The organism is Carboxylicivirga mesophila (assembly GCF_018271975.1).
Lineage (GTDB): Bacteria > Bacteroidota > Bacteroidia > Bacteroidales > Marinilabiliaceae > Carboxylicivirga > Carboxylicivirga mesophila.
This window is the reverse complement of the sequence record NZ_JAGUCN010000001.1, coordinates 332,638-355,205: the sequence shown is the minus strand read 5'-3', so window position 1 is coordinate 355,205 and position 22,568 is coordinate 332,638. Positions and strand designations below refer to the sequence as shown.

Sequence of the window (22,568 nt, the reverse complement as noted above, 5' to 3'; positions counted from 1 at the left end):
AGGGTTAGCTATTTGGTTTTCTTAGCAGTCGTTTTCTTTTTTGTGGTTGTGGCCTTTTTAGTTGCTGTCGTTTTTTTCACTGTAGCTGCTTTCTTGGCAGCTGTCTTCTTTTTGGGCGAAGCTTTGGTATCTGCCTCAATCAGCGCCTTACATTCTTCCAAAGATAATTCTTCTGCATTTTTATCCTTGGGGATCTTGAAATTCTTTTTTTGGTATTTGATAAACGGCCCCCATCGACCGTTTAAAATTTGCAAATCCGGCTCCTCAGTAAATTCTTTGATAATTTTTTTCAGATCTTCTTCGCGTTTGGTTTTAATACGCTCAATGGCTGTTTCCAGATCGATTTCAAAAGGATCGTCAACCCCTTTCTTCAGAGAAACGAATTTACTATCGTGACGAATATACGGGCCAAAACGACCGATACCAATCACCACCACTTTATTTTCAAATTCACCAAGTGTTCGGGGTAACTTAAATAAGTCCAATGCCTCTTCCAGCGTAATCGTTTCCAGATGCTGCCCTTTTCTAAGCGATGCAAATCTTGGCTTTTCAGCGCCTTCTTCATCTGATGATACGCCAATTTGTGCCAAAGGCCCGAAGCGGCCAATGCGCACAGAAACCTGCTGCCCACTCGCGGGGTCTACTCCTAAAATGCGCTCGCCCGTACTTTTTTCTGATTGCTCCAGAGTTTCTTCAACCGTGTCATGAAATGGTTTATAAAATTCATCGATTGACTTGCTCCACTCCACATTTCCTAATGCCACATCATCAAATTCCTTTTCAACTTTTGCTGTAAAGTCAAAGGAAACGATACTCTCAAAATATTTAACCAGGAAGTCATTAACAACCATGCCAATATCTGTTGGGAACAGCTTGCTTCTTTCTGCTCCTGTAATCTCTTTCTTCTCGCTTTCGATTACCGGTTTTCCTTTTTCAAGCCACAAATGCTTATAGTGCCTTTCGGTTCCATCGCGATCCTCCTTCTCTACATACCCCCTATTTTGGATGGTAGAGATGGTTGGCGCATAAGTTGACGGACGACCGATACCCAATTCTTCGAGCTTACGCACCAGGCTGGCTTCAGTATAGCGTGCTGGCTTTTGACTCCAGCGCTGACGTGCCTCTACATTCAGCATCTCCAATACTTCGCCTTCATGAATTGGTGGCAACAACACACTCTCATTCTCTTCCTGTTCCCCTTCATTATCTGTTGATTCGATATATACCTTCAGGAATCCATCGAACTTAATAATTTCGCCTGTTGCCAAAAACTTTTCACCAGTATTCCCTGCTTCAATATGTATCACCGTCTTCTCTAACTGGGCATCACTCATTTGAGAAGCTATGGTTCTTTTCCAAATCAGCTCATACAGGCGTTTCTCCTGTGCAGAACCAGCTACCGTATCCTTATCGAGGTAGGTTGGACGAATAGCTTCGTGAGCCTCCTGTGCCCCTTTAGCCTTGGTTTTATATTTGCGAATATTGACATATTCCGGCCCCATCATTTCACTAATCTGCGCCGATGCCATATTCAAAGCTAAATCGGACAGGTTGACCGAATCGGTACGCATATAGGTAATCTTACCAGCCTCATAAAGTTTTTGTGCAATGGACATGGTCTGCGCAACTGAGAAGCCCAGTTTTCGCGACGCTTCCTGTTGCAGGGTTGATGTTGTAAATGGTGCTGCAGGAGATTTCTTAACGGGCTTTTTCTCGACTTGTGACACCAAAAACTCCGCATCACTGCATTTCTCAACAAATGCTTTGGTTTGCTCGTAAGTATCAAAGCGCTTGTTCAGCTCTGCTTTAAGCTCCTTAACACGTCCCTTATCATCGGTTACTTCAAAAATAGCGGTAACTCGGTATGATGAAGTAGGTTTGAAAGCAAACACCTCCCGCTCGCGATCGACAATCAAACGAACGGCCACTGACTGAACACGACCAGCCGATAATGATGGTTTTACCTTTCGCCACAATACAGGTGATAGCTCAAAACCCACCAAACGGTCGAGTACTCGCCTGGCCTGTTGTGCATTTACCAGGTTGATATCAATCTTACGTGGATTTTTAATGGCCTTCTGTATCGCATCCTTTGTGATCTCATGAAATACAATGCGTCGCGTGTTTTCTTCTTTGAGCTCAAGTGTTTCAAACAAGTGCCAGGCAATAGCCTCTCCTTCGCGGTCTTCATCGGAAGCGAGCCATACCATCTTAGCATTCTTAGCCAACAGCTTTAATTCCTTAACAACTTCCTTTTTGTCGGAAGATATGATGTAATCGGGCTGATAATTATTATTGATATCAACGCCAAAATCACTCTTTGATAAATCGCGAATATGCCCATAGCTCGATTTCACCAGAAAGTCTTTCCCTAAGAATTTCTCGATGGTTTTCGCCTTTGCAGGTGACTCGACTATCACCAAGTTTTCTTCCGTAACCGTTGTTTTTTTACCCATCTCTCAAATTGTCTTACAAGCACCACTTATTAATTAAAGCACGCAAAATTATATAAAATTGCCACAATGTTAAAAAATGAAAATGCTTTACGCAAACGTTCGCCTCAGTCGATCTGTCAAATTTTACTATTTTTACACCAAAATATCAATAATTATTACGAAACTGCTTGCAGAGAATATTTGTGAGCCACAGCTGATAATTTGAATGGCTGCCTAAGCAAACTCTTGATGGGTGGGCTTCTAAGAGCAAAAACAGCCAGATAATTTAAACACCTGAAGAAAGATGGAGCAATCTAAATCAAAATACCGCAAATTAATTCGCACATTCTGGATACTTGTTATTGGTGGTATACTATCGGTATTTCTACTATTTACCATGATCTCTTATGGTCTGCTTGGTTTTATGCCAACCTTTGAAGAGCTTGAAAACCCCAAGAGCAACCTAGCAACCAATGTTATCTCCAGCGATCACCAGATTTTGGGGAATTACTTCCGCGAAAACAGAAGCTTTAGCCAGTATGAAGAACTATCGCCCAACATTGTTAATGCACTTGTAGCAACAGAAGATGTGCGCTTCTATGATCACTCAGGTATTGATGCCAGAGGCCTGGCCAGGGTGATTTTTCGTACGATAATTATGCAAGACCAAAGCTCCGGAGGAGGTAGTACCATTACCCAGCAGTTAGCCAAACTGTTGTTTCATGGGCATGCATCCAGCAATATAGAAAGAGCCTTTCAGAAACTTAAAGAATGGGTAATAGCTGTGAAACTAGAAAGAAGCTATACCAAAGACGAAATTCTGACCATGTATTTAAACAAGGCAGAGTTTATATACGATGCGTATGGAATTAAAAGTGCAGCCAAAACATTTTTCAATACCTCCACCGACTCCATAAAAGTTGAAGAAGCAGCTGTGATTATTGGTATGCTGAAGAATCCCGCTCTCTTTAACCCGGTTCGCAGACCCGAATTAACGCAGGATCGTCGTAATGTTGTACTCAACCAGATGCTTAAGGCGCAATTCTTAACCCAGGCCGAATATGATTCCATATCCGTTTTACCGCTTGAGCTTAAATTCAACCGAGCCGATCATAAAGAAGGTCCAGCTCCCTATTTCAGAGAGTATTTGCGCTTAACTCTGACGGCCGATGAACCTACTAGAGCCAACTACCCATCATGGATGGAAGCTAAATTTTTGGAAGACAGCGCGCGCTGGGTGGATGACCCTCTGTATGGCTGGATTCATAAAAATTATCGCCCGGATGGCACCCAATATGATATTTATAAAGATGGCTTAAGGATATACACTACCATTGATTCTCGCCTGCAGCAATATGCCGAAGATGCAGTTAAAGAGCACCTCAGCCAAGACCTTCAACCAAAGTTCTTTAACGAAAAGAAAGGCCGAAGCGGTGCTCCTTACACCAGAGATTTATCGAAAGACGATTATGAAAAAATCATAGAAAAGGCCATAAAAAACACCGATCGTTATCGTGCACTAAAAAGAAGTGGTGCTGATATGGACAGTGTTAAGCGGGTGTTTAATACTCCTTACGACATGACGGTATTCACTTGGGCTGGTGAACGCGACACAGTGATGACTCCCCTTGATTCAATCCACCATTATAAGTTTTACCTGAGGGCAGGCATGATCTCGATGGATCCGCTTTCGGGGCATGTAAAAGCATACGTTGGGGGGCCCAACTTTAAGCACTTTATGTACGATATGGCCGGTAAAGGGAAACGACAAGTCGGTTCAACCATTAAACCATTTGTATACACGTTGGCTATGCAGGAAGGCTTTACGCCTTGCGATTTAGTACCAAATATAGCTCAGACATTTTACCTGGGCGGCGGTAAGACCTGGACTCCGCGTAATAGCGGCAGTGCACGTGCCGGTGAGATGGTGACACTTAAATGGGGACTGGCCAATTCCAATAACAACATAACTGCCTGGGTAATGAAACAGTTTAACCCTGAAGCGGTTGCCAACACCATCCATGAGCTGGGTATCAAAAGCCCAATGGATGCAGTACCGGCTCTTTGTCTGGGAACGCCTGACTTTGGCCTACTGGAAATGACCAGTGGCTACTGTACCTTTGCCAACAAAGGCGTCCATATTGAACCAATGATTGTAACGCGCATTGAAGATCGCTATGGCAATGTTATCAGTGATTTCCATCCGCAGAAGCGCGAAGCTATCAGCGAACAAACGGCTTACCTGATGCTTAACCTATTGGAAGGCGTTATTAATCAAGGAACTGGTATCCGATTGCGACTAACCTACGAGTTACATGCCCAGATGGGAGGCAAAACCGGCACCACACAGAACCATTCTGACGGTTGGTTTATGGGTGTTACGCCACAATTGGTTACTGGCATATGGGTTGGTGGCGAAGAGCGCGACATTCATTTCGATGGTATCAGACTTGGACAGGGAGCTAACATGGCCCTGCCCATATTTGCCTTATACATGAAAGATGTGTATGCCAATGAAGAATTGGGCATAACTGAGGAAGATATCTTTGAAGAACCTCTTAATTTCAATATTAATATTGATTGCGGCGATAACGCTGCCAGACGCGCTGAGGCAAATAACCAGGAAGAAGTTATTGAGAACGTTGAAGAATTCTTTTAGAAATTACAACTTTATATAAATAGAAAAGCGAGCTATCCGATAATCGAATAGCTCGCTTTTTTATAATTTCAATAAACTACTTACGGCATTTTATACATAAATGCATTGATATTCATGCCCGCTCCAACGGATGTCATCATCACATTATCACCACTTTCCAGGGTGTGACCATTCAATTGCTTTTTACAAATTAAATCGAACAGAGTTGGAACTGTTGCCACACTGCTGTTGCCCAGCTCACGAATCGTCATTGGCATTACATCCATATCTACCTTACGCTCGCCATACAATCTAAAAATGCGCTTGAGAATCGCCTCATCCATTTTAGCATTAGCCTGATGAATTAAAATCTTCTTCACATCCTTTAGCTCCATCTCATTTTTATCCAGGCACTCCTTGGCCAGTTGCGGCACGTTGGTAAGCGCATAGTTGTACAAGCGACGACCATACATCTTCAAAAACAGGTTTTCACCCTTTAATGCTTCATTGTACGGATTATCCATACGCAGAAGATCAATGTGTTCTTCAGTATCGGTTTGTACCGCATGCTTTAATATACCCACAGGGGTTTCGCTTTCGCGAGCCTCAAGCACCACGGCTCCGGCGCCATCGGCAAATATCATCGAATCTCTGTCATGTGGCTCCATAGCCCTGCTAAGCGTGTCGGCACCTATCACCAGGGCACTTTTAGCATCACCTGACTTAATGTAATAATTGGCCTGTATCATGGCTTGTGTCCAGCCCGGACAACCAAAGGTTATGTCGTAAGCAATGGTTTTCGGATTCTTAATGCCAAGTTTATGCTTGACACGAGATGCCAAAGTTGGCAGAATATCCGGATAAATAGTACCATGACGCATATCACCGAGGTTATGAGCCACGATGATATAATCCAGCTTCTCCTTATCAAAACCTGCATCTTCAAGTGCTGCCTTACCGGCAAACATAGCCAAGTCTGACGTGACGTGATTCTTTTCGGCACATCGCCTTTCGGCGATATCGGTTATCTGCTCAAACTTATCAACAATTTCCTGGCCTTCTGTTTCGATAACTGTTCCATCATCGTTGAAAAAGGTATTGTTGATAAAATCGGCATTGGCTTTAACCACAGGAGGGATATAGCTTCCTGTTCCGGTAGCTACAGCATAAATCTCAGCCTTTGAATTCATTTTTACTTTTTTTCTATATCAAACTATACGTGCGAATCGAAGTACTGTAATTCAATGGTATTTCCATCGAAAACACCATATGAAAAATGCTGTATCCAGTCGCCTAAAAAGATAAGCTGGCAACCCGGCCCCACACTGACCGTACGTGCCACATGGCGGTGACCAAATACAAAGTAATCGACCTTTTCTTCTTTTAAAAACTCTTTGGCATACAATACCGAGAACTCATTATCATCTCCCAGGTATTTATCGCCATACTCCTTATTGTTTTTCTCCCGGCTTTTACCCGACCAGTAATTGGCCAATCCAATGCCACTGTTGGGATGAATACGAGCAAACAGCCATTGAGCAAACTTATTGGTGAACACAGATTTCAGGAAATTATAGTGCTTGTCGTAATGGCCAAGTCCATCGCCATGTGCCAGAAACACTTTCTTCCCATTGAAATCTCTGATTACTGGCTCACGATATACCTTAACGCCACACTCGTTTTCGAGATAATCAAACAGCCAGATATCATGATTGCCGGTAAAGAAATGAACCGGAATACCACTATCGGTAATTTCAGAAAGCTTACCTAAGAAGCGTGTAAAACCTCTTGGCACCACATGCTTATATTCAAACCAGAAATCGAAGATATCACCCATTAGGTAAATCTCAGATGCATCTTTTTTGACTGTATCCAGCCAGTTTACAAACCGCTTTTCATGCAATCGATGATTATTTATACCTGGAGCTCCCAGGTGTACATCCGATGCAAAGTATATCTTTTTATTCGTTTCCAAGTATGCTACCTGCTATATTTTAACCGACAAATATATTAGAAAAATAAAGCATCTCCTAACCTAATTATTCTTGTAAGTAATTGTTGAACAAACAAGTAAAAAAGTCGAAGATTAAATTTCGCCTAATTTGCTGGTTAATTTTATGTAAATGAGACATTAAAAAAACCGCAATCGTAAGAATGCGGTTTTCAAGTTTAGCTTTTATAAGCTTATAATAGTTCTTTTAACTTATCGGTTAAACGATTTCCAAATAAATCCTTCCCTATAATCTCCCCTTTGGGGCTAATAATATAGTTAGATGGTATTTGTTTGATATTATATAAACGGGCAGGGAATGAATTGGTATAATTTAAATCACTTACATCCACCCACTCATAGCCTTCTTTCTTTATAGTACTTTCCCAAAGCACTTTACTCCTATCAAGAGAAACTGAATAAACAGCCAATCCTTTATTCTTGTATTGTGCATACATCTTTTTCAGATGACGGTTGGCAGCTACAGATTTTTCATCCCATGATGCCCAAAAATTTACAATAATAGTCTTTCCCTCCAGCGAAGATAGCTTGATGGTATCACCTTGCAGGTCTGGCGCTTCAATATCAACATAGCCACGTTCATCGGCTTTTGAAGCCATTAACTCATCAGCAAATTTCTGACGTTGCTGCTGAGCCTTTGCGCCCAAAACATAGTTGTAAAGGTGATTTGCTCTTTCTGACTCAGGAAAATATAGGTTTAGACTGGTAGCCAAAGTTGAAAAATAAACCTGATCCTTTTTATCAAACACGTTCATAACAGCGCTATTATCATCCAGGTTCTGGAAAAGAGCATAATAACCAGCAAAAGAACGAGGATTCTCCATTATGAACTCTCCGACAAAAGCCTTATGCTCGTTCAGTTTCTGATCATAGCGTTGCTCTAGCTCTGCACGTGTTTGAGCATCCTTCACATCAGTGGCCTTATATTTAGCCACAATGGTATTTAGCTCCTTATTGAGTTTACGAATGCGCTTATTAAACATCTGGATATAAACAGAACCAATCGAATTCTTGAGCTGATAGCTTGTTTCTAGGTTTTTGGCATCTGCATCTACTGCGATTGTTTCAATAGAATCTGCCAGCAAAGTAATGAAGTTGTTGTCACTTAACTTTAAAATTAAGAAAGTAGGCTCTTTGAGTCTATCGTTTTTAAACTCAAAATTGCCATTCTTAATCTTTACTGAATCAATGGTTACCGTTTGGCTCAGATCCATACGTTGAAGATATAGCATTTGATCCTTTGCCCCTTCGATATGCCCGGTTACCCTGAATTTATCTTTATTATTACACGCAGTTGTCAATACTATTATTAAAAGTAAAAACAGTCCTTGTCTCATATTTAAAAGTTTATTTTCATTGCTTATAAGTTGTAACTCACCTGCCTTTATCAACCTCCATTTAAAGGTCATGATAATCAGGCATAAATACGAACTTATTATCAATTGGTTATAAGTTAGTATAATACTAAGATTCTCGATTATAGAACGCTCAAATATAGGATTAATTTTTCATTAATTGCCGCATAGCCGTGCTTAGGTCGTCTAATTCGCGAGTACGTTTAACAATGATTCGATTAGTGTCTGTGAGCAACAAATACGGGATAGCTGATAGCCCTAACTGCTGAAGAACAGGCGAAGTATCTCCATTCAAATCAGACAGGTGCAACACGGCCAGGCGATCCTCTTTTATGGCACTTAGCCACTTATCTCTATCGTCATCCATCGAAATCATGCAAACCTTCAGCCCCTGGTTACGATATGGTCGGGTCCATCGCATTAGCTGACCGGTGATATGACGCGATGCTGCATCATCTGATTTCCAGATTACGAACAACGTTGGTTGGCTAATCAAACTATCAAGCCGCACTTCTTGCTTCCATGCATCAGGCACCGAGATAGCCGGGAAAGTTCGCCCCTCTTTGGTAATGGCATTAAATAAGCTTCTGTTCATTAACGAATCAACATGCGTTGCAAACTGCCTCACCGGCCAGTAATCTGGGTATCGATTCTGAAGCTGGTTGCTGGTTTCATAATACAAATCGGCATATTGCTCGGGATGAAACAGATAGTGATTACCAGCTTTAAGTTGCATAGCCAGTAGTGGTAGCAAGGTATTTCGATGATTATTGGCAATGCGGTTGATCTCTTTTGCTTTCTTATCAATAATAGCATTGATATTTGTATAGAATGAATCTCTCACATGCACAAACTCCTCAGCAACAATTGAATCTGGCCGGCCGGCAACTAGCTGCTCTATTTCATATGCAGCCTCCCGTGCCAATTGCTCACATTTCCACAAGGCTTTTGTTTCAGAATTGCCAGAAACAGACAGCCGTTGATCATTGACTTGAAAATGTCCTGTTATGGTCGCCGGAAAAGTGGAATTAATTATCAACGAGGCTACTTTTTCACCATTAATGTGCAAACTGTATATGCCCTCGGGCACACTATCCGTCACAAATTCCCAATGACCTTCTTCAGCCTGTATGGCTCTATCGAATAATTGTGTGGTTTCATCAATGCGATATAGTTCAACCTTTCCGTTTAAGTCCTGCTCAGGCTTAATAGTTAAGTAAGGTGTCTTTTGTGGCTTGGAACAATTCAAAAACAATAAGGCCATTGCAGCCAATACAAAATATCTCATAGTTTGCAGCATTTACACAAAAATACAAAAAACTGTTTATCAGGAATCACTTTTACAGATGCCTGATTCCAGATCCATTTTGTGGCACAACAATTGCACAAACTGGCAAATTAATTTAAGTGACCCTATATTTACATGATACAGATATGGTTACATATTAAATTAGGTAATTACAGAATTTTAAATAATTTTGGTCGGTTATTTAAGCCTTTAACGGTCAACAAAAAACAAGCAACATGGATAATAATGGATACTTGAGCTATGTTGAACATGCTCTTAAAAATTACCGTCAGTTAAATGCATTCAGTGATTTCCAGGGAGAATCTATTACTTACAATCAGGTAGGTGAACGCATCCTAGGATTACATCAATTATATAAGGAGCTGGGCATCGAAAAAGGAGATAAAATTGCGCTAATCGGTCGTAACATGACCAGCTGGGCAGTGGTTTATTTAGGCACCATTACTTATGGAGCTGTTATTGTACCCATCCTGCCCGATTTTAATTCAAGCGACATTCACCACATTGTCAACCATTCTGAGTCCAAACTGCTGTTTTCAACTGACTTGCTTTTTGACAAGCTGGATGAAACCAAGATGAATGGACTGCTTGGTATTGTCTCAATTAACCAATGCATATCGCTTGTTGACAATAGTAAAGGCAAACTGGCGGAAAAAGTAATCAACCTGCAACCTTTTTTCAAAGGCGATGGCCAGAACTTCAATCCTGAAAAGTTAGATTTCCCGGAAATTGATGCCGAAGCAGTGATGGTACTTTCATACACATCCGGCACTTCAGGTTTCTCAAAAGGGGTATTATTGCCTCACCGCAGTATCTGGTCGAACATCAAATACGCGCAAGAGCATTTAATACTTAAGCCAGAGGAAAGGGTGGTTTCATTTCTTCCTCTTGCTCATGCCTATGGCTGCTTATTCGAGTTTTTATGGCCGTTTACGATGGGATGTCACATTACCTTTCTCACCCGCACACCATCTCCGCAAATCATCACAGAAGCATTTAGAAAGGTAAAACCACATCTGATTTTATCAGTACCCCTTATTCTTGAAAAAATATTTAAGAAGCGCGTTCAACCACAACTGGAAGAACCAAAAGTAAAGGCATTATTAAAAATCCCCGGGCTAAACAAAATTGTATATAACAAAGTAAAGAACAAGCTCACGGAGGTATTTGGCGGTGAATTTCGTGAGATTATAATTGGAGGAGCTGCTCTGAATAAAGATGTGGAGCAATTTCTACGTAAAATTGGCTTCCCGTTTACCATTGGCTATGGCATGACCGAGTGCGGACCACTTATCAGCTATGCACCATGGACCGAGTCGAGAACCTACTCAGCTGGTGCTTTGGTAGATCGTATGACCATAAAGATTGATTCAAAAGATCCTTACAATGAAGTTGGTGAAATACTGGTAAAAGGCGATAACACCCTGCTGGGCTACTACAAGAATGAGGAAGCGACCAGTGAGATATTTGATAAGGACGGCTGGCTTCACACGGGTGACTTAGGTGTAATTGACGAACAAAACTTCATCTACATAAAAGGCCGAAGTAAAAACATGCTTTTAGGACCTTCAGGTCAGAATATTTATCCTGAGGAAATAGAGACCATCATCAACTCGATGAATTACGTGCAGGAGTGCCTTGTTAGAGATAATGATGGAAAACTCGAGGCGCTGATCTATCCTGACTATGAAGCTACGGATGCCGAAAAGTTTACCAAAAAGCAGATTGAAGAAAAGTTACAAGATATAAAAGTGGCAGCCAATAAGCTATTACCTGCATACATGAACATATCGAAAGTGACGCTTTTCCCCGAGGAATTTGAAAAAACACCTAAAAAGAGCATCAAACGTTATAAATACACTAAATAGCATTGATTTTTAGAGAAAACATGCAGCCGCCTGAACAACAGGCGGCTTTTTATTGTCATATTGAAACCTAACTATTATCATTTCGTAACAGGGGAAATTGTTTTTTTATTACTTCGCAATTATTTTTGCTTAATTACAATCTTTACCAACAATTCGCAAATTGCCGTTACCTAAAGGATAATGCATTAATAACGAATTGAGTGGGAGGTACATTATGGGAATGGAATCATTTATAGTGAGGTTCGTTGTTATTTTGGTAACAACAGGCTCTATCGGGTACTTTTTATTACGTTTGCTCTACAAGGGAAGTATTTTCTTCAGGATTGGAGCATTGTGGATGATCAACGTTTTTTTAACGGTTATGAACAGTCGTATTCACTACAAAAACCCTGAATCATACCCTTTCTGGGCTGCTTTATTGGGAGGTATTATTGTGACTGTTATTCTTCAATACCTGGTTTATCTGCAAATCAAAAAGCCACTGGCAGGCATCACCGATAAGCTAAAGAATATTGCAGCAGGAAACATTTCAAGTAAGGAAGAAGCCTACACAGCACCTGTAAAAGGTGAATTATACGAGATACATCAGGCCATTAATCATTTACAATTACAAATGAGTAGTGTTGTAACTGAGGTGGGGCACTCTGCCGATGAAGTTAATCGGGTTGGAACGAGCCTAAATGAAACGGCCACAGAAATATCGAGCCTCGCCAATAATCAGGCGTCAGGTCTGGAGGAAATATCCTCATCAATGGAAGAAATGGCTGCTAATATAGAGGCCAACAGCCAGAATGCATTGGCCACCAAAGATAATTCGCACAAAGCAAGACAATCGGTTGATGAAAGCTATGCTAGTACGCAGGAAGCTTTAAGTGCTATGCAGCAAATCAATGAAAAAATTAAAATAATTGATGAAATAGCCATTCAGACCAACCTACTGGCACTTAATGCTGCTGTAGAAGCCTCAAGAGCAGGTGCCGAAGGCAGAGGTTTTGCCGTTGTTGCAGGTGAGGTTAGAAAACTGGCTGAACGTAGCAAACTGGCGGCCAAAGAAATTGAAAGCTATTCGAAAAAAGGTAACGAGATGGCAGAAATCGCCCTCGATAAACTGCAACATACACTTCCATTAATAAAGAAGAATGCTGACCTGGTGGATGAGATTGCATCTTCGAGTGAAGAACAAAACCTGGGAGCCGCACAAATTAATAATGCACTACAGGAAATTAATCGTTCTACACAAAGCAATGCTGCTATTTCTGAAGAGATGTCGTCCAGTTCGGGACTAATGGTTGAACAAGCAGCATCCCTCATCGACAAACTTCGATTCTTTAAATTGCAATCATAAATATTTTAGTCGCACTATCGCCTCTGTTTATTACTTTTACTGCCGAAAGGTAATGGCATGAAAAAGGAAGAGCTGGTAAACATACCCGAAATAGGCGATGTATGCATCCGCATAAGTGCAAAAGCCCGGCGCATTAGTATACGGATGAAGCCCTTTGCACCTCCAACACTGATCATACCTAAAGGAGCCAACATACAGGAAGCCGTAAGCTTTTTGCACGAGAAGCGTCAATGGGTATTACAGCAGCGCAGCAGACTTGAAGAAAAAGAGCAGAACCTGACTATATTTGACGAGCAAACACAATTCAGAACCCGCTCGTTTGCTTTAAAAATAGAGCAACATCAACAACCCAAAGTGCGCCTGCAATTACAAAACGGGTTACTACACATCTCCTATCCATCTCACCTGCCGGTGAGATCACCCGAAATTCAGAAAACCATCCGATTCGGCATTGAGGAAGCCTTGAGGCTGGAGGCTAAACGTTTTCTTCCGGGCCGGTTATCATGGCTGGCTCAGCAGCATAATATCAGCTTTCGCAATGTTACCATTAAGAACTTAAAAACGCGCTGGGGCTCATGCTCTGCTACCAACAACATTAATCTCAATCTTCATTTAATGCGCTTGCCCGACCAACTGATAGATTATGTACTTTTGCATGAACTATGCCATGTACACGAGAAAAACCATGGCCCGCATTTCTGGGCACGGCTCGATATCATGTGCAAGGGCAAAGCACGTGAGCTGGATAAAGCCATGAAGGATTATCAAACAAAAATATATTAGCATGAACTGGGAGCAACTACTATCAACCATACGCACCGGACAAGAAAACCAAACACAAATAAAGCACGATCGCACCCAGTTTCAGCGCGATTATGATCGGCTTATTTTTTCGTCTCCTTTCAGGCGGCTACAGGACAAAACACAAGTATTTCCATTACCCGGAAGTATTTTTGTACACAACCGCCTTACGCATAGCCTTGAAGTTGCCAGTGTGGGCCGTTCGCTGGGTAACAACATCGCTGCTCGATTAACGAAAGCCGGATATGGCAATCCTGAATTAGTGGCAGAAATTGGCTCTGTGGTAGCAGCCGCCTGCCTGGCACACGACCTGGGTAACCCGCCATTCGGTCATTCAGGTGAGGCCGCTATTGGTCATTACTTTACCAATGGAGAAGGAAAGAAATTTAAGGCTGAATTAAGCCCTTCGCAATGGACAGATATCACGCGCTTTGAAGGTAATGCCAATGCGCTGCGTATGCTGACACATGCCTTTAAAGGACGACGCAAAGGTGGCTTTGCTATGACCTATACTACCATTGCTTCTATCATCAAATATCCTTATGCCTCAGGCGTTGGACTTAAAAAATATGGCTATTTCCAGTCTGAACACGACACATTTGAGCACATCGCCTCCACTCTGGGGCTTCAGCTTTTAGACAGTGAAAAGAGGATTTATGCCCGTCATCCCTTGGTATATCTGGTTGAAGCAGCCGATGACATTTGCTACCAGGTAATGGATATTGAAGATGCGCACAAACTTAAAATATTATCATACGAAGAAACGTATAATTTGCTAACCGGCTTTTTTGACAAAGACCATGAGGCCGAGGAGTTTAAAAAGATAGCCAGTGTTTTTGAGGAAGTAACTGACCTGAATGAACGCATGGCCTTTCTGCGGGCAAAAGTAATTGGCAAACTGGTAGGTCAGTGTACAGAGATATTCTGGAATAACCACACCAGCATACTCAACGGTAGTTTTGAAAAAGGTTTGATAGACCATTTAACTGGTCATGAGCGTGAGGCCATGAAAACCTGCCAGACAACAGCTTACACACGCATTTATAAACACCCTTCGGTGGTTGAAATTGAAATAGCTGGTTACCGCATACTTGGCACACTGCTCGAAGAATTTATCAAGGCGGTCACCAACCCAGATGACTTCTATTCAAAAATGCTTTTACCCTTTATTCCTGAACAGTTCAGATGTGAAACAGATACCCCGCTGTATGATAAGATCCAGTCTGTGCTTGACTTTATATCTGGGATGACCGATGTGTATGCACTTGATTTATATAAAAAAATTAACGGCATAGGTTTAAAATAGAGGGCACTGCAATAAGTCCATATTTTCAATTAAAAGAAGCGTTTGAACTTTTTGGAGCACTTATTGAACGAAATGGGATTTTAGAACTTACAGATTCACAACATCTTTGTGATGTAAAAATTAACAAAGTATAATCAATTAAATGTTTGAGTCATGAAAGCATTAAAATCAATTTTCGCTGTAAGTCTTTTTATTGTAGGTTTAAGTTTAACATCATGCAGCAGCGATGACAAGTACATCGATCCAGATGGACCATCTGTTGAAAATCCAATTTATCATCCAGAAGCTGATCATCCAATCTGGAATCCAGAAGCTACACAACCACTTCCATAAGTGAATTGGAATTAAATGAATACTCTGAGTCGATATTCGTGACTCCGTATATACTCGAAGGTTGCCGGCCGTAATGGTTTGCAACCTTTTTGTTTATCATTAATCCGCTTTTAAAAAAGGAGGACTCATTAAATGTACTGCCAAGGGATAAGGTATTACAAATTCTACTTTACACTTGTTATTCAACTAACTTTTTAGTTATATTTGAATAATAAAACAATAAGATCATGATCCTTAAACCCAAATTCTTCATTACAGCCATCTTTTTATGCACCTTACAAGTCAGTATTAATGCACAATCATCTCCTCAATTCCTGCTGGCCGAGGGGCAATACGACGCTATCATTAAACAGCTCGAACCAAAATCTCAAAGCCTGAGTTTTCCGGAATCATATTACCTTGCGCTAGCCTATCAACAGCTAGGCTTCCCTGATAAAGCTATCCAATGCTTAACCAATACATCAGCAATGCTCAACTCCCAGCAGCTTGACCTACTCTGTCGTTGCTACCTCAACACAGGCAACTACACAAAAGCATTGCCAATCATTAAAAATACCTATCAGCAGGCCCCTGCAAATACCGTTAATCTGCTGAGGTATGCTGAAGTCAATCATTTTTATAAGGAATATAAGGCCAATGTTGAACTACTAAAAAAATACACTCAACAAGATTCCAGCAATTACAACATCAACCTGTTTCTGGCTGAGTCTTATGAAAAAACCAAGCAGACCAGCCATGCTATTGCCACTTATCAAATGATATTGCAGGCTCACCCTAATAATCAGAAGGTGGCCTTAAAACTAGCCAACCTTTACTATAGCGATAAGCAATATGTAGAATGCCACGACTTGTGCGTGCCTTATATTGAACGACTGGAGAACAACAAAAACTTTCTGCTGCTTGCAGGTATGGCCAATTTTAAAAATGGCTCAAACCATAATGTAATGGTCTTGTTCAAGCGCCTTGAAGCGCAGGGCGACAGCTCATTTCTGACTAAAAAACACTTGGGTATAGCATCGTACCGTCTCGAAAACTTTGATAATGCCACCAATTACCTGAAGTCAGCCATTAAGTTAAAAGACGATGATCCTGAAGTTGCCTTCTTTTTAGGTGCTTCATTGGGGCAGTCGAACCAGCCACTTGATGGTAAGATATTTCTGTTGATAGCTCAGGAGTTAATTAAACCTTCTCCTGTGTTGATGGAAAAAACTAATCTGAAACTGGCCATGATGCATTTTGATACCGGACACTATCAAATGGCCATCAATTACTACAATAAGGCTTATATCTATGCGCCTTCCAATCACCAATACTTATATCGTCAGGCATCGATATATGACTACCAGCTGAAGGATGCTGCGAAGGCCAAAGAGCTATATCAACAATTTATTGATGCCCTGCCTGAAGACCTCAATCCGAAAAAAGGCAATGAATTATATGCCATCAAACTCAAAAAAGTGGCCAGTAACCGACTCAATAATCTTATTGAAGAAGACTTCTTTAAAAATGGCATCAACTAAATAAGGCTGCTCTCTCGAGCAGCCTTATTCAATTCGAGAGTAAAACTAAACAACTAATTATAATGCTTTTAAAGCAGCCTCATAGTCAGGTTCGTTAACTATATCATCTACCTGCTCACTATGGGTAACTTTTCCATTTTCGTCCACTACCACAACAGCACGTGACAATAACCCAGCCAAAGGTCCGTCTACCATCTTAACGCCATAATTCTGGCTGAATACTTCATCTTTATATTCAGATAATGAGACTACATCTTCCAGCCCTTCAGCTCCACAGAAACGTGCATGAGCAAAAGGCAAGTCTCGCGAGACGCATAAAACAATCGTATTGTCCTGCTTCGAGGCTTCGGCATTGAAACGGCGCACTGATGCTGCACAAACACCAGTATCTACACTTGGGAATATATTTAATACTACTTTTTTGCCTTTGTAATCAGATAAAGACACTTCGCTTAAATCAGTTTTTACCAGCGAGAAATCTGGTGCTTCTGCTCCTACTCTTGGAAGATCGCCTGCTGTACTAACTGGCGAACCTTTAAATGTAATTTTTGCCATTTTGTTCTATAATTTTGTTATGATTCCTAAACAACGTGTTTGAATAGATTGTTTGCTGAAAATTCAAAAAAAATGACTGACAACCAAAATGTCATCAGTCATTTCAATGATAATGTTACACTTAGTAAGTCTTTTTAATCTGCTTCTTTTTCGGCCTTAATGGCCTTTTGCACCTTCGCTTCATTGTAGTAGGCAAAGAACGATACCACAGCCACCACAACAATGGTATAGTAAACAAATGCAGGTATTGGCACCGGATCTCCCTTGGCATATGAATGCATACCAGCCAGATAGTAGTTAACACCCAAATATGTCATAATTACAGAGCTAAATCCTATTAAAGACCAGAAGTTGAAAGTGGTTAAACCTCGCATACCAGGGATAAAGCGCATGTGTACGATAAACGCATATACTAATATGGTAACTGCCGACCAGGTTTCTTTTGGATCCCAGCCCCAATAACGTCCCCATGACTCGTTAGCCCACACACCGCCTAAAAAGGCACCGATCGTTAGCAGGTACAGTCCCACCGTCATACTCATCTCACTGATGGCTGATAGCTCTTCAATTGTGAGCGAAAAGGCTTTATTGTTCTTTGGTGACTTAACACCAAATAATATCAGGTTCAGGAATCCCAATAATGCACCCAAAGCCAGGAAGCCATAACTGGCAACAATAATGGCCACGTGAATGGTTAACCAGTATGACTTTAGAACCGGCACCAGATTGGTAATTTCCGGGTTCATCCAGCTAAGGTGAGCTACCATCAGGATAATACCGGCGAAAAATGAGGTGACCGATAGAGCAATTGGACTTTGCTTACTGAATAATAAACCAGCCAGCAAGGTACTCCACCCTATATACAACATCGACTCATAGCCATTACTCCAGGGTGCATGCCCTGATATATACCAGCGAATGGCTAATCCTGCTGTGTAGAATACAAAGGCCAGTACAATAAGGATCAACCCACCCCGTAATATCCATTTAAACTGCCACTTAGGATTCACCAGTTTAACCAGCTGGAAAAACAACAATATCAATCCCAATACTAAAAAGTATGGCATTAAACTCATAAATAATGAGCTGTTGTTATAGAAAATCTCAATGCTCTTCTTGGCTTCAGAAGGCAGAATATCCTCACCATATTTAATCTGATAATTGGCAATGGCGGTTATATAGCTTTGCTCATCAGCCTTATTGCCCGAACTAATGGCTTCCAGGTACATTCCGAATAAATTACGAACCAGCAGACTATCTTCGTGCGTGAATCCTTCTGATTTGGCCCCGGGAATCAGCCATGGTTCATGAGAGTCAGTAGGCTGCGGGAATAATTTCAGAAAACTACCCATTCGCGACATATAGAACACATTAATCTGCTCATCCACCTTTACGGCCTCTTGCTCCAGTTTATTCCGATAAGCCGGGCGCTTACGATAAGAATCTTCGACGAGTTTACGTATTTTATACTCGCCCTTTGGCGTAAAAAAGTCCTGAAACCTCGCCTTCTTACCACTTATCTGCAACTGACTTTTCAGCTCATCGTGCTTAACGGTAATCATCGGTACGGTTTGCCAATACGCAGGATCAATCATCATACTCAGCACCACCCTGTCGGCCGACCAACCTTTAAAGGTATGGTGCTTGGCCAGCTTGCGCACAACTTCACTGTTAAGCGTATTAAGTGGCTTTATTCTACCTCCATTATCCTGCACCCATAATTGTCCGAAGGCATCAGCCGTTTCCTGACTGATATTATGCGGAGGATTTAATTCATTGGCATAAGCCGTTGAACCAATAAAAAGGGCCAGGAATAGAGCCAGGGTTTGTTTTTTCTTATAGATTTCAGAGGTACGGTTAATTAACTGACGGAAACGTGTGTTAGGCGCTATTAATGCGGCAAACATGCCCAGGGTTAACAATAAGTAACCAGCGTAGGTCAATAGTGTTCCCCACCAATCGCGGTTAACGGATAGCACTGTGCCTTTTTCATCCATATCATACGACGACTGGAAGAATCGATAGCCATGATAGTTTAAAATATTATTCATAAAGATGCGTCTATCTTCTTTAAGGCCGGTACGCTCATCCATCAGGGTTACTTCAGAAGCAAATGAACTCGGGCTTTCACTGCCAGGGTACCTGTCCAGCTCGAACTTATTCAAATGCAGGGAGAACGGTATATGTATATTCTTAGCACCATAGGTCACAGTGAATTTAACACCATCAATTTCTTCGGTATATGGTTTGCCCAACACATCTTTCTGTCCAAAAACAAAGAAGTCTTTTCGTTTATCGCCCAGCTCTGCCACAAACTTGATGGCATCGGGTAAGCCTCGCCCCTGATTACCTTCAACAGATACTGGTTCTATTACCGCACTCTCAACAAAACTGGATAGCACCATACGTAAATCGGCCACACTATACAATACCCCATTAAACAACTGATGAACCGAATCAGCAGCAAAAGTTTGGGTAGTACCTGTTTGCATCTGCATCATACTAGCATCAACCGATGGTTTGTAATAAGGTATACCATCGGCCACACTCAAAACAATGGTTTGCCCGTCTTCCTTCGCAGGGTTAAATGCAATTCGATGCTTCCCCACCTGCACTTCATCACCCTCAAATAACGAAAACTCCTGACGCCCCGAGGCCGCTGAAAGCACTAGGTTGATGGATGGTTTGCCACCTGGCTTTTCTACCGAACGTGACATAGCCTGGGGGATGAACAATTCACTTCTCAGCTTCAATTTGCCTTTTGGGGTTGAGAAAGCCGCTGAATATTCATGTGGACTAACAATAGAATAAAGTACATGTTCTTCATCCTCCTTCTCATAAGCATCAGCTGTTACCTTAACATTAACAAACTGGTCACTTGACAAGATGGTGCTCGACTCTTCACCTTCACGAATATGCATCATTCCTTCGTATCCGGCATAACGCGTTATGGCTGCACCCACTATTATCAACAAAAAAGACAGGTGAAAAACCAATGCCGGCAGTTTCTTCAAACTGAATGTTTTAAACTTAAGCAAGTTGCCAACCATGTTAATAGCCAACAAAACAAACACCAGTTCAAACCACCAGGTATTATAAACCAAAGCTTTAGATGCATTGGTTCCAAAATCATTTTCAATAAATGTAGCGACGCCTAATACAGCACCCAGAAATAGCAATAAACTACCCATTAGCCAATAGGCAGTCAGGAACTCAATTAGTTTTTTCATATCTTATTAATTGGATTTTCAATCATTAACTTTTGTAACTCGCAAAACGACTTCAAAATAGTAAATAAGACCAATAAATCTGAAATTTATTCGATAATTTTTTACTTCCCCTTGCTATTTCGACCAATGCTTATTTAGGAGTTATCTACACTGATTTGTTTTGTCAAAAATTATAACCTTTTGTGTACAGGTGTCGTAAAGTTGCACTGGGAATATAACAAGGATAAAATGAAACTAACAACGAAAATCATCGTGTTCTCGGTGACAATGCTATTGATATTGGCCATGTCAATAGCCATACCTTCCATTTACATTAATTATAAGTCGCAACAGCAAGAGTTAGTTAAACTTGAAGCCATGATGCGCAATGACTTTGATGAACTGGTTAAGCATGAGGTAGAAACCGTCATCAGCCTGTTAAACAGCATCAAACGTGAAGTAGAAATGGATAGTCTTTCAACCGAAGAGGCCACTCTACTGGCGGCTAACATTATACGACAATTAAGGTATGGTGACGACGGCTATTTTTGGGTGGATACTAAGGAAGGTGTCAATGTGGTACTCCTGGGTAAAACAGATGTAGAAGGCAAAAGCCGATGGAACCTGCAGGATGCCAAAGGGAATTATCTCATCCAGGATATTATCCAGTCATCTATCAATGGAGATGGCTATACCGAATACTGGTTCCCGCGCCCCGGAGAAACTGAAGCGTCGCCTAAGCGTAGCTACTCGGCCTATTTTGAACCCTTTGACTGGGTTGTTGGTACGGGGAACTATATTGACGATATTGATAAAGCGATTGAAACAGAAAGAATCGATCGCCTGAATCAGCTTAAAAAAGCAATTCTCACTGATATCCTGATTGTACTGGGTGTTTTAGTGCTTTTTTCAGTAATTATTATTGTTATTGGACGAAGATTCGCTGCGAAGTTAGTAACTCTATCCAAAGCCACTGAGGAGATTGCCGGAGGTAATCTGATGATTACCGTGTCAAAAACAGACAATGACGAAATTGGTGTCTTACAGGCCTCTATTCAGCAAACGATTACTAAGCTTAAAGAAATTATGGGCGAGATAATCGAGGGCTCTGGCAATGTACTGGCAGCCAGCGAACAAATGGCTCAATCTGCCGAGCACATCTCCAACGGAGCTACATCACAAGCGGCCTCCACCGAAGAAATATCGTCTTCCGTGGAAGAGATGGTATCAAATATTCAATCGAATGCCAACAATGCAAGCCGTACTGAAATAACAGCCGGAAAAGCAGAAAAAGGGATCAATCAGCTGCAGGAAACCGTAAAACGGAACCTGGAAGCCATGCAGAGCATCACGTCTAAGGTGGCTGTCATCAAAGAAATAGCCGTGCAAACCAACCTGCTGGCACTGAATGCTTCGGTTGAAGCAGCCCGTGCCGGAGAAGCTGGTCGTGGTTTTTCGGTAGTAGCAGGTGAGGTGCGCAAGCTATCGGAAGTAACACAAACTGCTGCAGGCGAAATTGATGATTTATCAGTCAACAGCCTCGAGATTGCAGAAAAGTCGTGGCAGGCCATGGAAGAGTTACTACCCGAGATAGCCAATATCATCCAGATGATTCGAGAGATTCTGGCTTCGAGCAAGGAACAGGAAGCAGGTGCCAATCATATCAACAGCGCCATCCAGTCGTTAGTCAGCATTACTTCTGAGTATTCGGCATCATCTGAGGAAATGGCCTCCAGCTCAGAAGAGCTGTCACGCCAGTCTGAGGTATTAAACGAAAGCATCTCATTTTTTAAAATTAAGTAACATAAGTCATAGATATATGGCCATAAGAGGTTTGCACAGCTACAAGCTTTTTTGTTGCTTTGCAACGTTTTTCACAAAGA

Annotated in this window: 15 protein-coding genes; 8 read left to right on the top strand and 7 right to left on the bottom strand. The window is 41.5% G+C overall.

Annotated elements, in window-relative coordinates:
* Positions 1 to 8: 8 nt before the first annotated feature.
* Positions 9 to 2,456: a type I DNA topoisomerase gene (topA, locus tag KEM09_RS01460; RefSeq protein WP_212224292.1), complete on the bottom strand. Its 2,448-nt coding sequence runs from the start codon at positions 2,454 to 2,456 to the stop codon at positions 9 to 11.
* A gap of 283 nt (positions 2,457 to 2,739) precedes the next feature.
* Between topA and KEM09_RS01455 the strand changes: the two genes are divergently transcribed.
* Positions 2,740 to 5,094: a transglycosylase domain-containing protein gene (locus KEM09_RS01455; RefSeq protein ID WP_212224290.1), complete on the top strand. Its 2,355-nt coding sequence runs from the start codon at positions 2,740 to 2,742 to the stop codon at positions 5,092 to 5,094.
* An 80-nt stretch (positions 5,095 to 5,174) separates the two neighbouring features.
* On the opposite strand, the gene KEM09_RS01450 is transcribed toward KEM09_RS01455, so the two are convergent.
* The 4 genes from KEM09_RS01450 to KEM09_RS01435 form a co-directional block, all read right to left on the bottom strand.
* The gene (locus tag KEM09_RS01450) at positions 5,175 to 6,263 is read right to left on the bottom strand and encodes a 3-oxoacyl-ACP synthase III family protein (RefSeq protein WP_212224283.1); all 1,089 of its coding nucleotides are present in this window, start codon (positions 6,261 to 6,263) and stop codon (positions 5,175 to 5,177) included.
* A 23-nt stretch (positions 6,264 to 6,286) separates the two neighbouring features.
* Positions 6,287 to 7,048 carry a UDP-2,3-diacylglucosamine diphosphatase gene (locus tag KEM09_RS01445; RefSeq protein ID WP_212224281.1) on the bottom strand — a complete coding sequence of 254 codons (762 nt, stop codon included), beginning with the start codon at positions 7,046 to 7,048 and terminating at the stop codon, positions 6,287 to 6,289.
* Positions 7,049 to 7,257: 209 nt separating this feature from the next.
* The gene (locus KEM09_RS01440) at positions 7,258 to 8,421 is read right to left on the bottom strand and encodes a TlpA disulfide reductase family protein (protein ID WP_212224279.1); all 1,164 of its coding nucleotides are present in this window, start codon (positions 8,419 to 8,421) and stop codon (positions 7,258 to 7,260) included.
* A gap of 163 nt (positions 8,422 to 8,584) precedes the next feature.
* On the bottom strand, positions 8,585 to 9,727 hold the full coding sequence (locus KEM09_RS01435) for a peroxiredoxin family protein (RefSeq protein WP_212224277.1): 1,143 nt from the start codon (positions 9,725 to 9,727) through the stop codon (positions 8,585 to 8,587).
* Between the two features lie 236 nt (positions 9,728 to 9,963).
* Here KEM09_RS01435 and KEM09_RS01430 point away from each other — a divergent pair, with 236 nt between their 5' ends.
* From KEM09_RS01430 to KEM09_RS01405, 6 genes are all read left to right on the top strand, one after another.
* Entirely contained in the window at positions 9,964 to 11,616 is a 1,653-nt protein-coding gene (locus KEM09_RS01430; RefSeq protein ID WP_212224275.1) for an AMP-binding protein, read from the top strand.
* A 220-nt stretch (positions 11,617 to 11,836) separates the two neighbouring features.
* Positions 11,837 to 12,961, top strand: a complete 1,125-nt coding sequence (locus KEM09_RS01425) for a methyl-accepting chemotaxis protein (RefSeq protein WP_212224273.1) — start codon at positions 11,837 to 11,839, stop codon at positions 12,959 to 12,961.
* A 57-nt stretch (positions 12,962 to 13,018) separates the two neighbouring features.
* Complete coding sequence (locus tag KEM09_RS01420) at positions 13,019 to 13,744, top strand: M48 family metallopeptidase (RefSeq protein ID WP_212224271.1); 726 nt, start codon at positions 13,019 to 13,021, stop codon at positions 13,742 to 13,744.
* A 1-nt stretch (position 13,745) separates the two neighbouring features.
* Entirely contained in the window at positions 13,746 to 15,068 is a 1,323-nt protein-coding gene (locus KEM09_RS01415) for a deoxyguanosinetriphosphate triphosphohydrolase (RefSeq protein ID WP_212224269.1), read from the top strand.
* A gap of 153 nt (positions 15,069 to 15,221) precedes the next feature.
* Positions 15,222 to 15,401 (top strand): hypothetical protein, encoded by a 180-nt coding sequence (locus KEM09_RS01410; RefSeq protein ID WP_212224267.1) that lies wholly within the window; start codon positions 15,222 to 15,224, stop codon positions 15,399 to 15,401.
* A 227-nt stretch (positions 15,402 to 15,628) separates the two neighbouring features.
* Positions 15,629 to 16,921 carry a tetratricopeptide repeat protein gene (locus KEM09_RS01405; RefSeq protein WP_212224265.1) on the top strand — a complete coding sequence of 431 codons (1,293 nt, stop codon included), beginning with the start codon at positions 15,629 to 15,631 and terminating at the stop codon, positions 16,919 to 16,921.
* 57 nt (positions 16,922 to 16,978) lie between these two features.
* Here KEM09_RS01405 and tpx read toward each other — a convergent pair whose 3' ends face one another.
* Both tpx and KEM09_RS01395 read right to left on the bottom strand, forming a co-directional pair.
* Entirely contained in the window at positions 16,979 to 17,476 is a 498-nt protein-coding gene (gene tpx / locus KEM09_RS01400) for a thiol peroxidase (RefSeq protein WP_212224263.1), read from the bottom strand.
* Between the two features lie 134 nt (positions 17,477 to 17,610).
* Entirely contained in the window at positions 17,611 to 20,706 is a 3,096-nt protein-coding gene (locus KEM09_RS01395; RefSeq protein WP_212224261.1) for a cytochrome c biogenesis protein CcsA, read from the bottom strand.
* 228 nt (positions 20,707 to 20,934) lie between these two features.
* On the opposite strand from KEM09_RS01395, the gene KEM09_RS01390 reads away from it, so the two are divergent.
* Entirely contained in the window at positions 20,935 to 22,488 is a 1,554-nt protein-coding gene (locus KEM09_RS01390) for a methyl-accepting chemotaxis protein (protein WP_212224251.1), read from the top strand.
* Positions 22,489 to 22,568: the final 80 nt, after the last annotated feature.